The sequence below is a fragment of the Flavobacterium sp. GNP002 genome, assembly GCF_054343795.1.
This window is the reverse complement of sequence record NZ_JBTGUW010000001.1, coordinates 2,461,120-2,475,280: the sequence shown is the minus strand read 5'-3', so window position 1 is coordinate 2,475,280 and position 14,161 is coordinate 2,461,120. Positions and strand designations below refer to the sequence as shown.

Here is a 14,161-nt window from a genome sequence, read left to right as displayed (position 1 = left end):
GTTATGAAACATTATTACCATTTACTGTTTATTTTCCTTTTTCTAACTACCCCCTCTTTTGGACAAAAAGAAGCGGCTATATGGTATTTTGGTGATAATGCCGGTCTCGATTTCAATTCAGGAAGTCCAGTTGCTTTAACCAATGGTAAATTAAATACTGCCGAAGGATGCACAACCATTTCTGATAAAAATGGAAAACTATTATTTTATACTGATGGATCAATAGTATATGATAAATCACATCAGGCAATGCCAAATGGCTATGGTCTATTAGGCCATAACTCAAGTACTCAGTCAGCTATAATTGTTCCACATCCGAGCAATCTAAACTTATATTATATATTTACAGTAGATCAGCCTAATCCAAAAAATGTAGACGATAATCTCACAAATGACGAGGACCCACCAAATAATGGATTAAATTATTCGTTAGTTGATTTGAGGTTGAATAATGGCTTAGGAGATATCTCTGTCAAAGAAAAGAACATTCATCTCATTACTTATGACCCCAGTGATAGTGATGATGTGAAATTTAAATGCTCCGAAAAAATTACTGCTGTTCAACATGGTGATGGCATTTCGTTTTGGGTGATAACCCATTTTAAAAACACTTTTTACTCTTTTAAAATAAGCACGTCTGGTGTTGATAAAAAACCTATTCAAACGACCACATCTTTAAATGTACCAACAGGCGGTTATATTTCTAATGCTATAGGCTATTTAAAAACATCTCCAAATGGAAAAAAAATTGCTATGGCAAATTCTTCCTTGAAAGCGACTGATGAATTAGGTCCTAAAGGTGAAATTAGACGAAATACCGGTAATGTATGGTTATTTGATTTTGATGCAGCTACAGGGAAAGTAAGTAATGGTTCTTCTATTCTTAACGGAACTAATCCATACGGTGTAGAATTTTCTTCAAAATCAAAAAAGTTATATATCACAGTAAATTTATTCGATTCTGAAGGAATTTCTTTAGGAAGCTCATTAATTCAATTTGATCTTAAAAGTGCTAATATTATAGGTTCAAAAACCATCATCAACTCTTCCACAAACGTTGCAGGTGCTTTACAACTAGCACTTGACGAAAAAATATATCGTTCTGGATATCCTACTAGAAATGATAGTAGCGATAAGCTATCTGTTATAAACAACCCTGAATTAGATGGTTCTAACTGTAATTACTTACAAAACGAAATTGATTTAGGTGGAAAAAAAGCCAAATTAGGCTTACCCCCATTCATCACTTCTTTATTCTTATATGCCTTTAATTATGAATTCAATTGTTTAGGTGACGCTACTCATTTTTTTAGTAACTCTGTCGAAAAAATTGACAGTGTACTTTGGGATTTTGGTGATGGATTTACCTCCACCGATATTGATGCCTATCATACTTATGCTCAAGTTGGTGATTATAAAGTAACGCTAATAAAAACTGTAAACGGTGAAAACAGAGAGCCTCTTGAAAAAACAATTACAATTTATGATGTTCCGAAAATACTTTCAACAACATACAAGTTAACACAATGTGACATACAAGACAGTACTCCTACTGATGGATTAGCTTTATTTAATTTAGCTTTAGCTAATGAGCCTATTTGTTTAGGTGAAAAAGATTTTGAAGTATATTATTACCATAGTATTACAGATGCAGAAAATGATTTAACAAACACTCAATCTATGCCTGTAAATTATCGAAATAGTGTTCCAGATGAACTTATATATGCAAAAGTCACTCAACCAAATTCAAGTTGTTATAGCATTGGAACAGTTATTTTACATGCTAATAAAAACATATCATTATTACCCGAAGCAATTCATGCGTGTGATCTTGGTGAGGGAAAAGCATCATTTGACTTAGAACAGAAAAAAGATTTAATAAAAACCGAATTGAATTTACCTTCAGATGTGCGTTTGTTTTTTTATTCAAGTGCAGAAGATGCCGCTATGGGAACAAATGAGCTGAAAGAGCCTTTTATTTCTGAATCTAAAACAGTATTCATTCGGGCTGAAAATGCTGAAGGTTGTTATGGAACCGGAAATTTTGAAATTATAGTCGAGTCTTCTCCAAAAATTAATCTTTTAGAAAATATTATTCTATGCGAAGGATTAACAAATCCCTCAATACAATTAAATGCAGGGATTTCAGCCCCAACTAGAACTAGTGATTTCACTTATTTATGGTCAACAGGCGAGACAACTCCTACCATATCTATTAACAAAGAAGGTGAATATAACGTAACTGTAAAAAATAAATCAGGCTGTACCACTACACGAAAATGCATTGTAACTCTATCTTATTTGGCAAAAATAAATAATATAATTGTGCATGATTTACAGCAAACAAATCAAGTTATAATTGAACTCGATAATCCAAGTGATTATAATTATATGATTCAATACGAAAATGGAAATGAAACTTCTTTTCAAACTTCAACTCTTTTTGAAAACGTACCTGGTGGTTTTCACGAATTAATTGTGAAAAACAATAATGGATGTGGACAAATAAAAAAAGCCTTTGCTGTATTAAATGCTCCTAAATTCTTTACTCCTAATGGTGATGGATACAATGATTATTGGAACCTGAAAGGAATAAATAGCAGTATTTACGAAAATGCAATAATATACATTTTTGATCGATATGGAAAATTATTGAAACTGTTATCTCCTTCAAGCCTTGGCTGGGATGGAACTTTCCTTAAGGAACCATTACCTGCAGATGATTACTGGTTCACCATAAAACTTGAAGACGGAAGAGAAGCTAAAAGCCATTTTAGCCTGAAAAGGTAATATAGAATCTATTTTATTACTTAAACACCTTTCTTATACATTTCAACCAATAATTTTAGGTAATTTAAAGCACTAAAAAAATAATTTCTTTATAGACACTTGGATACAAAATATCAAATTACTAAAAAGTAAAAAGCCTAAAAAAAAAGCCATTCGAATCAACGAATGGCTTTCAATTTTATAAAAAATAGAATTAGATTTTAAATCTTTTTCTATCTGTTTCTGTTAAATATATTTTTCTTAAACGAATAGATTTTGGTGTAACCTCAACATATTCATCTTTTTGAATGTATTCTAAAGCTTCCTCTAATGAGAAAATAATTGGAGGAATGATTCTTGCTTTTTCATCATTTCCAGAAGAACGAACGTTAGATTGTTTTTTCTCTTTCGTTACGTTAACACACATATCATCTCCACGAGAGTTTTCTCCAATAACCTGACCTTCGTAAATTTCAGCATTTGGTTCAACAAAAAACTTTCCACGATCTTGTAATTTATCAATAGAATAAGGAATAGCTTTTCCTTTTTCCATAGAAATCAATGAACCTTTGTTACGTCCAGCAATTTCTCCTTTGTAAGGCTCATATCCTATAAAACGGTGTGCCATAATAGCCTCACCTGCAGTTGCAGTAAGTAACTGGTTACGCAATCCAATAATTCCACGAGATGGGATATTGAATTTAACAATCATACGCTCCCCTTTAGTTTCCATGCTCAACATTTCACCTTTACGCATAGTAACAAACTCTACCGCTCTTCCAGAAAGTGTTTCTGGTAAATCGATTGTTAATTCCTCAATTGGTTCACATTTTTTACCATCAATTTCTTTGATGATTACTTGTGGCTGACCGATTTGTAATTCATACCCTTCTCTTCTCATTGTTTCAATAAGAACAGATAAGTGAAGTACACCACGACCAAAAACCATAAATTTATCAGCTGAATCAGTTTCACCTAATTTCATTGCTAAATTTTTCTCTAATTCTTTTGTCAAACGATCTCTAATATGACGAGAAGTTACAAATTTACCCTCTTTACCAAAGAAAGGAGAGTCATTAATTGTAAACAACATACTCATAGTAGGCTCATCAATATCAATTGTTGCTAAAGCTTCTGGGTTTTCAAAATCAGCAATAGTATCTCCAATTTCAAATCCTTCAACACCAATAATCGCACAAATATCACCAGCAATTACTTGTTGTACTTTTTTACGACCAAGACCTTCAAAAGTATGAAGTTCTTTAATTCTAGATTTAATTACAGTACCGTCTCTTTTTACTAATGAGATTGGCATACCTTCATTCAAAACACCTCTTTCAAGACGACCGATAGCGATACGACCTGTAAATGCTGAGAAATCTAAAGATGTAATCAACATTTGTGGTGTTCCTTCAGAAACTTTAGGAGCTGGTACATTTTCTATAACCATATCCAACAATGCTTCAACATTATCAGTTACGTTTTCCCAATGGTCAGACATCCAGTTATTTTTAGCAGAACCGTAAACAGTTGGAAAATCCAATTGCCACTCTTCAGCACCTAATTCAAACATTAAATCAAAAACTTTTTCATGTACTTCTTCAGGAGTACAGTTTTCTTTATCAACTTTATTGATTACAACGCAAGGTTTAAGACCTAAGTCAATAGCTTTTTGTAATACAAAACGAGTTTGAGGCATTGGACCTTCAAAAGCATCTACAAGTAGACAAACTCCATCCGCCATGTTCAATACACGTTCTACTTCTCCTCCAAAATCGGCGTGACCAGGAGTATCAATAATATTGATTTTTGTTCCTTTGTAAACTACAGAAACATTTTTTGAAGTAATGGTAATACCTCTTTCACGCTCTAAGTCGTTGTTATCAAGGATTAAGTCACCTGTGTTTTCGTTATCACGAAATAACTGACAGTGATACATAATTTTATCAACCAAAGTTGTTTTACCGTGATCGACGTGGGCAATAATTGCAATGTTTCTAATAGATTCCATCTGTGATTTTTAATGGGTGCAAAGGTACACTTTATTTTGATATAAAAAATATTTATGCAATAGTTTACATATTCTTAACGCATTAGACACAAAAATAGGCTTTTAAAAAAATCTCTAAAAAATAAGTTATGAATGTTCTTTAATAATTCAGCAATAATTATTTATATTTGAGTAATGAAAAGCAAAACCAATCAAGTAATCACCGTCTACATTCTAATCTCAATGTTTGTAGCCATTGTTAGTCATAAATTATTAACACAATATATTTCTGATTCAAACCATCAATTTTATACTTTTACTAAAGACATCTTCTTTATATTTTTGACTGGAATAATTTTTAAACTTATTTTATCAAAAAACGACAACCGAAATAAATCCATTTTCGAAAAACTTAAAAATACAAATAACGAAATCAAGGAGTCGAATGAAAAATACGATATTGTAGCCAAAGCTACCAGCGATACAATTTGGGACTGGAAAATACAAGAAGACAGCTTTTCTTGGAACAAAGGAATTGAAAATGTTTTTGGCTACACTGAAGATGAAGTTGGCAATAGCTCAAAATGGTGGTTTGATAAAATTCACCCAGAAGACAGCATTAAGATGTCCATCAGACTTTATTCGTTTATAGAACAAAAAACTGAAAACTGGCAGGATCAATATCGCTTTAAATGCGCGAATAATTCCTATAAATACGTTTTAGACAGAGGCTTTCTCTTGAAAGATGAAAATGGAAAAGCCATCAGAATGATTGGTGCTATACAAGACATCACAAAACAAAAAGAAGAAGAGCAAAGACTTAAATTACTAGAAACGGTATTTACGCAATCAAAAGATTCAATTATCATAACCGAAGCCAATTCCTTTGACGAAAAAATTCCTAACGTCATTTATGCCAACCCAGCTTTTTCTTCTATGTCAGGATATGACTTTGAAGAAATTTCTGGAAAACCTGCAGATCCTTTCAATAGTCCAAATTCCGATATTAACGAACTTGAAAAACTTTTAAGCTCCATTAAGAACAAACAGGAATGTCTTATAGAGACAATCAGCCTAAACAAAAAAAGAGAAGAATATTGGGTTCGTTTCTCCATGATACCAATTTATAATACTGAGAATGAACTTTCTCACTGGATATCGATTCAAAGAGACATTACCGATGAAAAAAAGCAAGAAAAAGAAAAAGAACAACTTATTCGTGAACTAACACAAAACAATAAAGACTTAAAACAGTTTTCATATATAACGTCCCACAACCTGAGGGCTCCATTATCAAATTTAACTGGATTACTGAATCTATTGGAAGACATCCCTATTGAAAACCAAGAATTAAAAGAAATAGTAAACGGCTTTAACAAATCTACTCATTTATTAAATGACACAATCAATGATTTAGTAAAAGTTATTATCATAAAAGACAATCCTTCGATTCAAAAAGAAGCAGTTTTAATAAAAGAAATCTTTGAAAATGTTTTTAACCAGCTTAATTTTCAAATCGAATTATATAAACCAATCATAAAACTGAATTTCGAAAAAGTTTCTATCATAAACATTAATAAAGCATATATAGAAAGTATATTTTTAAATCTTTTAACAAATGCAATAAAATACAAATCCGAAAGCAGAAAGCTCAAAATAACTATTACCTCCCAAGAAATGGACGATACTGTGGTATTAATATTTAAAGACAACGGAATAGGTATCGATTTAGAAAGAAATAGAGATAAAGTATTCGGGCTTTATCAACGTTTCCACAATTACCCTGACAGCAAAGGACTGGGCCTCTACTTAGTAAAATCACAAGTTGAAACAATGGGAGGAACAATTGAAATTGAAAGCGAAGTCAATAAAGGAACTACGTTTACATTAACATTCAAAAACAAACAATAATGTTAGATCAAATTTTATGCATTGATGACGACCCTATAACACTTATGTTATGCAAAAAAGTAATAATCAAATCATCGTTTTCTAATGAAATAATAACAGCTCAAAACGGAGAAGAAGCACTAAGCTACTTCAACACCTTCAGATATACCAAAAACAAACCAAACGAACATCCGCAATTAATTTTTTTAGATTTGAATATGCCTGTAATGGGTGGATGGGAATTTTTGGATTATTTCAATAGCCAGGAATTTTCAGAATTCAAGACTATTAAAGTCGTTGTACTGTCCTCAACCATAGATCCTGAAGACTTAGAAAAAGCAAAACAATACCCAATGGTAATTGACTTCTTATCTAAACCAATTACTCGTTCAATGCTTGAATACCTTAAGAGCAAAATGGAAAAATAAAAAATTTTAAGATATAAAAAAAGCTCTCATAAATGAGAGCTTTTTTATATCTTAACGATTATATTGATTACAATTTAGCAACGTGCTTAGTTAATTTAGATTTTAAATTAGAAGCTTTGTTATCGTGAATGATATTTTTCTTAGCTAACTTATCAATCATAGAAATTACACTTGATAATTTAGATGTAGCATCTACTTTATCAGTAGCTATTCTTAATGCTTTTATTGCATTACGAGTAGTTTTATGTTGGTATCTGTTTAATACTCTTCTCTTTTCGTTACTTCTAATTCTTTTTAGAGCTGATTTATGATTTGCCATTTTACTTTATTTTTTTTTAATTGTAATAATTGTTATAAACTATTAGTTAAAAAAGAAAAACCTCCCACAATTGTTAATCAATCACTTTGGTTTTAACTAATAAAACAACGATTGGAGACACCAACCTCTGTTTTACAAAACTTATTTACAACTAATTGTAGTCCGTAAGGGAATCGAACCCCTGTTACCAAGACGAAATCTTGGCGTCCTAACCCCTAGACGAACGGACCTTATCCTCCTAAGTTTTTATCAATATAAATTGAAATTGTAGCCCGTAGCGGAATCGAACCGCTCTTACATGGATGAAAACCATGCGTCCTAACCGATAGACGAACGGGCCATTTCTCCTTCTAAGTTCAGGAAAACTTTAGCATGCAAAAAAATAGTAGCCCGTAGCGGAATCGAACCGCTCTTACATGGATGAAAACCATGCGTCCTAACCGATAGACGAACGGGCCCTGCTTCTCTAATGCGGATGCAAAAATACAACTATTTTTGAAACGTACAATAGTACATGCAAAAAAAATTATTTTTTTTTAATACGCCTTCGCAAATAACACTCTACCCGCTGAGCTTTCCCCAGTAAAAACACAGCTTCCCGCCTCTTCTACTCTGTCTAAAGGAATACATCTGATGGTAGCTTTAGTCAGGTCTTTAATCTTCTCTTCAGTTGCTGCAGTTCCGTCCCAATGTGCTGATACAAAACCTCCTTTAGTATTTAAAACCTCTTTAAATTCTTCAAAACTATTTACTTCAGTAATATGCGTATTTCTATAATTTAATGCTTTTTCGAACAATTCTTTTTGAATTTGCTCTAATAAATCACTTATATAAGTTGTAATTCCATCTTTAGAAACTACTTCTTTAGTCAACGTATCTCTTCTTGCCACCTCAAAAGTTCCATTTTCTAAATCTTTTGGACCTACGGCAATTCTAACAGGCACACCTTTTAATTCCCATTCTGCGAATTTAAAACCAGGTTTCTGAGTGGTTCTGTCATCAAATTTTACTGAAATGTGTAATTTTCGTAAAGCCGCTGTCAAAACATTCACCTCAGCAGTTATAGCAGCCAATTGTTCGTCTGTTTTATAAATAGGAACAATTACTACCTGAATAGGCGCTAAACTAGGAGGCAACACCAATCCCTGATCATCTGAATGCGTCATTACTAATGCACCCATTAAACGAGTAGAAACACCCCAAGAAGTTCCCCAAACATATTCTTGCTTTCCTTCGGCATTTGCAAATTTAACATCAAACGCTTTAGCAAAATTCTGACCTAAAAAGTGTGAAGTCCCAGCTTGCAACGCTTTTCCATCTTGCATCAAAGCTTCGATACAATAGGTCTCCTCAGCTCCTGCAAAACGTTCTGTTTCGGTTTTGATTCCTTTTATAACTGGAATTGCCATGAAATTCTCAGCAAAATCAGCATATACATTCATCATTTTTTCTGATTCTTCAACTGCTTCTGCTTTTGTTGCATGAGCAGTATGCCCTTCTTGCCATAAAAACTCTGCTGTTCGCAAAAACAATCTAGTTCTCATTTCCCAACGCACTACATTCGCCCATTGATTAATCAACAAAGGCAAATCTCTGTAAGACTGAACCCATCCTTTGTAAGTAGACCAAATAATAGCCTCGCTTGTAGGACGAACTATTAATTCTTCTTCTAATTTTGCATTAGGATCAACCATAAGTTTCCTGGCCTGTCTGGATCATTTTTTAATCTATAATGAGTTACAATTGCACATTCTTTAGCAAATCCTTCCGCATTTTTTTCTTCAGCTTCAAACATACTTTTAGGAACAAATAGTGGAAAATAGGCATTTTGATGCCCTGTTTCTTTAAACATTCGATCTAATTCAGCTTGCATTTTTTCCCATATCGCATATCCGTAAGGTTTGATAACCATACAGCCTCTAACTCCTGAATTTTCGGCTAAATCGGCTTTGACAACCAACTCGTTATACCATTTTGAATAATCTTCTGATCTTGTAGTTAAGTTCTTACTCATACTGAATAGTTTGGCACAAATTTTGTATTAATAATTTTAAGTAAATAGTTCAGCAAAACTAACTATTTTTGTAATGTGCAACAATAAAAAACTCCATATATATGAAAACTAGTACTCTTTCCTTGCGAAACCCAACAATATATTACTTTGTTGGATTTTTGAGCGTCCTGTTGACATCCTGTGGCTCGTACCAAAACAGTTCTTACTATGATTCTGATGGAATATATGGTAACGCTCCAAAAAGAGCTGTTGAAGTAGAGACGCAAAATGCTCCAAACAATCAATACAAAGACTACTTCGGGTCTTTACAAAACAATAACCAGCCTGTGGAAATTTTCACAAATGTAGATAGTTACAATGATTATAACATCGAAAATGACAGCCTGCAAGACTACACCAACTATCCGGGATGGGGCAGTAATCCTCAAACTGTAAGTGTAAATATTTACGACAACGGATGGGGAATGAATAATTGGTATGGAAATAACTGGGGATGGAATGCCGGTTATGGATGGGGATTGAACGTTGGTTTTGGATGGAATAATTGGTACGGAAACAATTGGTACGGAAATAATTGGGGTTGGAATAATTGGTATGGAAACAATTGGGGCTGGAATAACTGGTATGGCAATAATTGGGTACACTCTAATTACTACAATAACAGAGCCTATTCCTATAACGCAAGCAGAAGAGGTTCTTCCTACACTACTAACACAAGTAGTGATAGAAATTACAGCACCCGAAATTCAGCAAATTACTCTCGAAACCAAAGCAATACCGTTAGTCGCAGAAACAATTCAAATTACAGAGGAAATACAAATACTGATTTAAGAAGTAGAAGTACTACAAACGGATTCAATAGAACAAGTCCAACATTTTCAAGAAATCAAGGACAATATCAAAACAATTCCAATAGTACTCCTAGCAGAAGATCGAACACGAATAACACTCGAAACGAAAACAACAGACCCGAAAGATCTTACACTCCAAGTTCAAGGAATGACAACAATTCAAGATCATACAGCCCTAGCTCAAGTAGTTCCGGGAATTCTGGTGGTGGCGGAAGATCATCAGGTGGTGGCGGAAGAGGCGGAAGAGGATGATAACCGCTATACACCTACGAATTTTGATTTTAAATTAAAACTTACGAATTAAAAATGAAAAAATATATATTTTTATTAGCTTTAGGCTTCACTGCAAGCGTTGCACAATCACAAGAAATAGCAGATGCCATGCGTTACGCGCAGGACAACCTGAACGGGACAGCTCGATTTAGAGCTATGAGCGGTGCGTTTGGAGCTCTTGGAGGTGATTTATCCTCTATAAATGTAAATCCTGCGGGTTCTGCAGTATTTACAAACAACCAAATGGCTCTTACCTTAAGTAATTTTGACACAAAAAATAAGTCTACTTATTTTGGTAGCACAGCAAGCGAAAAAAACAATTCGTTTGATTTGAACCAAGCAGGCGCCGTTTTTGTTTTTAATAACAGAAACCCAAACAGCAATTGGAAAAAGATTTCATTGGCCGTTAATTATGAAAACATTACTAATTTTGACAACGGATTTTTTTCTGCCGGAACGAATCCAAATAATTCAGTTGACAACTATTTTTTAGCTTATGCCAATGGGATTCCTTTAAATGTCATACAAAATTCAAACTTTGAAGATTTAGATCACAGAGGACAACAAGCTTTTTTAGGTTACGAAGGTTATATAATAAACCCCGTAGATGAGAATAACCCAAATAACACACAATACACTTCAAATGTTCCAGCAGGTGGGAATTATTATCATGAAAACACCCTAATTTCTAACGGTTATAATGGAAAATTATCATTTAATGCCGCAACCTCTTTTAAAGACAAATTGTATCTGGGAATAAACTTAAACTCCCATTTTACGGATTACAGACAATCTTCCAACTTTTACGAAGAAAATGACAATGCAAACACAAATATAATTGATTTAGTAAATGCAACTTTTGATAACAATTTATATACCTACGGAACTGGCTTTTCATTTCAATTGGGAGCCATTGCGAAAGTAACCGATGAAGTTCGTTTGGGTTTGGCATATGAATCTCCTACATGGTACCATCTTAATGATGAATTAAACCAAAATATTGTAACCAATATATATGATTACAACACCTCTGCAAATCCAAGTCTAACTTCTGTAAATCCAGATTCTAATTACACCATTATTTACGAACCTTATAAATTACAAACACCCAGCAAATTAACGGGAAGTTTTGCTTATGTTTTTGGAAAATCTGGCTTAATAAGCGTTGATTACGCTATTAAAGATTATAGAAACACTAAATTTAAACCTGAAAACGATCCTTATTTTAATGATTTAAACAGCGATATGAATTCAATCTTAGACACTACTGGCGAACTAAGAATAGGTGCTGAGTATAAAATTGAAGCTTTGAGCCTAAGAGCAGGATATCGTTACGAACAAAGTCCTTATAAAAACGCTGTAACAATAGGTGATTTAACCGGATATTCAGCAGGTTTAGGATACAATTTTGGTTCTACCAAAGTAGATTTAGCGTATTCTTATGCCAAGAGAAACTCACAACAAGGATTTTTTAACCAAGGATTTACAGATGGTGCTAGTATTGAGGCCATAAACAACAATGTTTCAGTAACATTACTGTTTGAATTGTAATCAATCCGAAAAATAAACCTTAAAATCCGTTTCGTTATCATGGAACGGATTTTTTTTAGCCCTGATGGTCCCGAAGCGTCGGGGAAAATCCTCCCATTTTTTTCGGGAGATTGTAACGTACAGCAGGAATAGCTCCATAAAAAGCACAAAGATTTATGGTCCTAAAAATAAAAATTGTAATTTTGCAAAATTCCCAAATTATCGGGATTCTAATGTTATGAGAACTAAGTCTTTAAAAAAGAATAAAATCAACGTAATCACTCTAGGGTGTTCGAAAAATGTGTATGACAGTGAAGTGCTAATGGGACAACTTCGCGCAAGCGGAAAAGACGTCACGCATGAAGCTCCGGAAGCAGAAGAGGGAAATATTATTGTAATAAATACTTGTGGATTTATTGATAATGCTAAAGCAGAATCAGTAAATATGATTTTGGAATATGCTGACAAGAAAGAAAGAGGACTGGTTGATAAAGTATTCGTTACCGGATGTTTATCCGAACGTTACAGACCCGATTTAGAAAAAGAAATACCAAATGTAGACCAGTTTTTTGGAACTACAGAGTTACCGCAATTATTGAAAGCTTTAGGAGCGGATTATAAGCATGAATTACTGGGAGAAAGACTGACTACGACGCCAAAAAATTATGCGTATTTAAAAATTTCAGAGGGTTGCGACAGACCTTGCAGCTTTTGTGCTATTCCGTTAATGCGAGGAAAAAACGTTTCGCAAACTATTGAAAAATTAGTTAAAGAATCAGAAGGATTAGCTAAAAACGGCGTGAAAGAATTGATCTTGATTGCTCAAGATTTGACGTATTATGGTTTAGACATTTACAAGAAAAGAGCTCTTGGAGAATTATTGGAAGCATTAGTAAAAGTCGAAGGAATCGAATGGATTCGTTTGCATTATGCCTTCCCTACCGGTTTCCCAATGGATGTTTTGGAAATCATGAAGCGCGAGCCTAAAATTTGTAATTATATTGACATTCCGTTGCAACACATTTCAGATTCTATCTTGAAATCAATGCGTCGTGGAACAACTCAAGCAAAAACAACAAAATTATTGAAAGATTTCCGTGCTGCTGTTCCCGGAATGGCTATTCGTACGACTTTGATCGTAGGATATCCAGGTGAAACGCAAGAAGATTTCAACATCTTGAAAGATTTTGTTCAAGAAATGAAGTTTGACAGAATGGGCTGTTTTGCTTATTCTCATGAAGAAAATACGCATGCTTACGCACTGGAAGATGATGTTCCAGACAACGTAAAACAAGAACGTGCAAACGAAATTATGGAATTACAGTCGCAAATTTCGTGGGATTTAAACCAAGAGAAAGTGGGACAAACATTCAAATGCATCATCGACAGGAAAGAAGGTGGACATTTTGTAGGAAGAACTGAATTTGACAGCCCAGATGTAGATAATGAAGTATTGATTGACGCATCAAAACATTATGTAAAAACGGGTGAGTTTGTAATGATAAAAATTATTGAAGCAACAGAATTTGATCTGTACGGAGAACCAGCATAATTTTCTTAGGACGATTTTAATCGATTTTAAAAACTAAATATGAAACTATTTCAATCACTACTTATCATCGCTTTTGTATTATTATCTACAAATATAATTTCTGCACAATACGGTAATGGCGGATATGGAAACGGTTACGGCAATGGTTATGGAAGTAATCGCAGAATGAATAGTGGAATGGATCAATCCAGAGCTCAGGACAAACCAAAAGAAATTCCTGTTGAAGTAACGGTTGAAAAAATCATAGAGCGCATAAAACCAGAACTCACTCTTGATGAGCTTCAGGTTATTGCAATCTCTAACATACTGACCGAAAGCATAAAAACACAAGGCATGCTAATAAAAGCAGAAGTTAGCCAAGATGACAAAATAAAAAATATCAAAGCTCTTTCAGAAACTACTGATAGAAAAATAATGGAATTGCTAAACAAAGACCAAAAGGAAAAATATATTGCTTTGAATGAAGAAGCTAAAAATCCTAAAAAATCTAAAGCTAAAAAGAAATCCAATTAATCGATTTTAGTCCGTTGCTAAATGAAAACCTT

The 14,161-nt window shown here is 33.6% G+C and carries 9 protein-coding genes, 3 tRNA genes and 1 pseudogene; 7 read left to right on the top strand and 6 right to left on the bottom strand.

Going from position 1 to position 14,161, the window contains the following annotated elements; genetic code table 11:
- The first annotated feature begins 3 nt into the window (after positions 1-3).
- The gene (locus tag ACXX80_RS10855) at positions 4-2,790 is read left to right on the top strand and encodes a T9SS type B sorting domain-containing protein (protein ID WP_458553192.1); all 2,787 of its coding nucleotides are present in this window, start codon (positions 4-6) and stop codon (positions 2,788-2,790) included.
- Between the two features lie 193 nt (positions 2,791-2,983).
- Here ACXX80_RS10855 and typA read toward each other — a convergent pair whose 3' ends face one another.
- Positions 2,984-4,780 (bottom strand): translational GTPase TypA, encoded by a 1,797-nt coding sequence (gene typA / locus ACXX80_RS10850; RefSeq protein WP_458553191.1) that lies wholly within the window; start codon positions 4,778-4,780, stop codon positions 2,984-2,986.
- A 174-nt stretch (positions 4,781-4,954) separates the two neighbouring features.
- Between typA and ACXX80_RS10845 the strand changes: the two genes are divergently transcribed.
- Together ACXX80_RS10845 and ACXX80_RS10840 are read left to right on the top strand one after the other, a co-directional pair.
- Positions 4,955-6,670 carry a PAS domain-containing sensor histidine kinase gene (locus ACXX80_RS10845; RefSeq protein WP_458553190.1) on the top strand — a complete coding sequence of 572 codons (1,716 nt, stop codon included), beginning with the start codon at positions 4,955-4,957 and terminating at the stop codon, positions 6,668-6,670.
- Positions 6,670-7,077 carry a response regulator gene (locus ACXX80_RS10840; RefSeq protein WP_458553189.1) on the top strand — a complete coding sequence of 136 codons (408 nt, stop codon included), beginning with the start codon at positions 6,670-6,672 and terminating at the stop codon, positions 7,075-7,077. Before ACXX80_RS10845 ends, ACXX80_RS10840 begins: the two co-directional genes overlap by 1 nt.
- Before the next feature lie 67 nt (positions 7,078-7,144).
- Here the strand turns inward: ACXX80_RS10840 and rpsT are convergent, their stop codons facing one another.
- The 5 genes and pseudogenes from rpsT to proS form a co-directional block, all read right to left on the bottom strand.
- Positions 7,145-7,396, bottom strand: a complete 252-nt coding sequence (gene rpsT / locus ACXX80_RS10835) for a 30S ribosomal protein S20 (RefSeq protein WP_039109573.1) — start codon at positions 7,394-7,396, stop codon at positions 7,145-7,147.
- A 158-nt stretch (positions 7,397-7,554) separates the two neighbouring features.
- Positions 7,555-7,626: transfer RNA gene (locus tag ACXX80_RS10830), tRNA-Glu, on the bottom strand.
- A 38-nt stretch (positions 7,627-7,664) separates the two neighbouring features.
- Positions 7,665-7,736, bottom strand: a tRNA-Glu gene (locus tag ACXX80_RS10825).
- A gap of 46 nt (positions 7,737-7,782) precedes the next feature.
- Positions 7,783-7,854, bottom strand: a tRNA-Glu gene (locus ACXX80_RS10820).
- Positions 7,855-7,932: 78 nt separating this feature from the next.
- Positions 7,933-9,410 (bottom strand): annotated as a pseudogene (gene proS, locus ACXX80_RS10815) (proline--tRNA ligase).
- 101 nt (positions 9,411-9,511) lie between these two features.
- Between proS and ACXX80_RS10810 the strand changes: the two are divergent.
- The 4 genes from ACXX80_RS10810 to ACXX80_RS10795 all read left to right on the top strand — a co-directional run bounded on the left by ACXX80_RS10810 (position 9,512) and on the right by ACXX80_RS10795 (position 14,129).
- Positions 9,512-10,513, top strand: a complete 1,002-nt coding sequence (locus tag ACXX80_RS10810) for a hypothetical protein (RefSeq protein ID WP_458553188.1) — start codon at positions 9,512-9,514, stop codon at positions 10,511-10,513.
- A 54-nt stretch (positions 10,514-10,567) separates the two neighbouring features.
- Entirely contained in the window at positions 10,568-12,085 is a 1,518-nt protein-coding gene (locus ACXX80_RS10805; RefSeq protein ID WP_458553187.1) for an OmpP1/FadL family transporter, read from the top strand.
- Positions 12,086-12,302: 217 nt separating this feature from the next.
- On the top strand, positions 12,303-13,616 hold the full coding sequence (rimO, locus tag ACXX80_RS10800; protein WP_458553186.1) for a 30S ribosomal protein S12 methylthiotransferase RimO: 1,314 nt from the start codon (positions 12,303-12,305) through the stop codon (positions 13,614-13,616).
- Between the two features lie 39 nt (positions 13,617-13,655).
- Positions 13,656-14,129, top strand: coding sequence for a hypothetical protein (locus ACXX80_RS10795; RefSeq protein ID WP_458553185.1), 474 nt, complete (start codon positions 13,656-13,658; stop codon positions 14,127-14,129).
- The last annotated feature ends 32 nt before the right edge of the window (positions 14,130-14,161 follow it).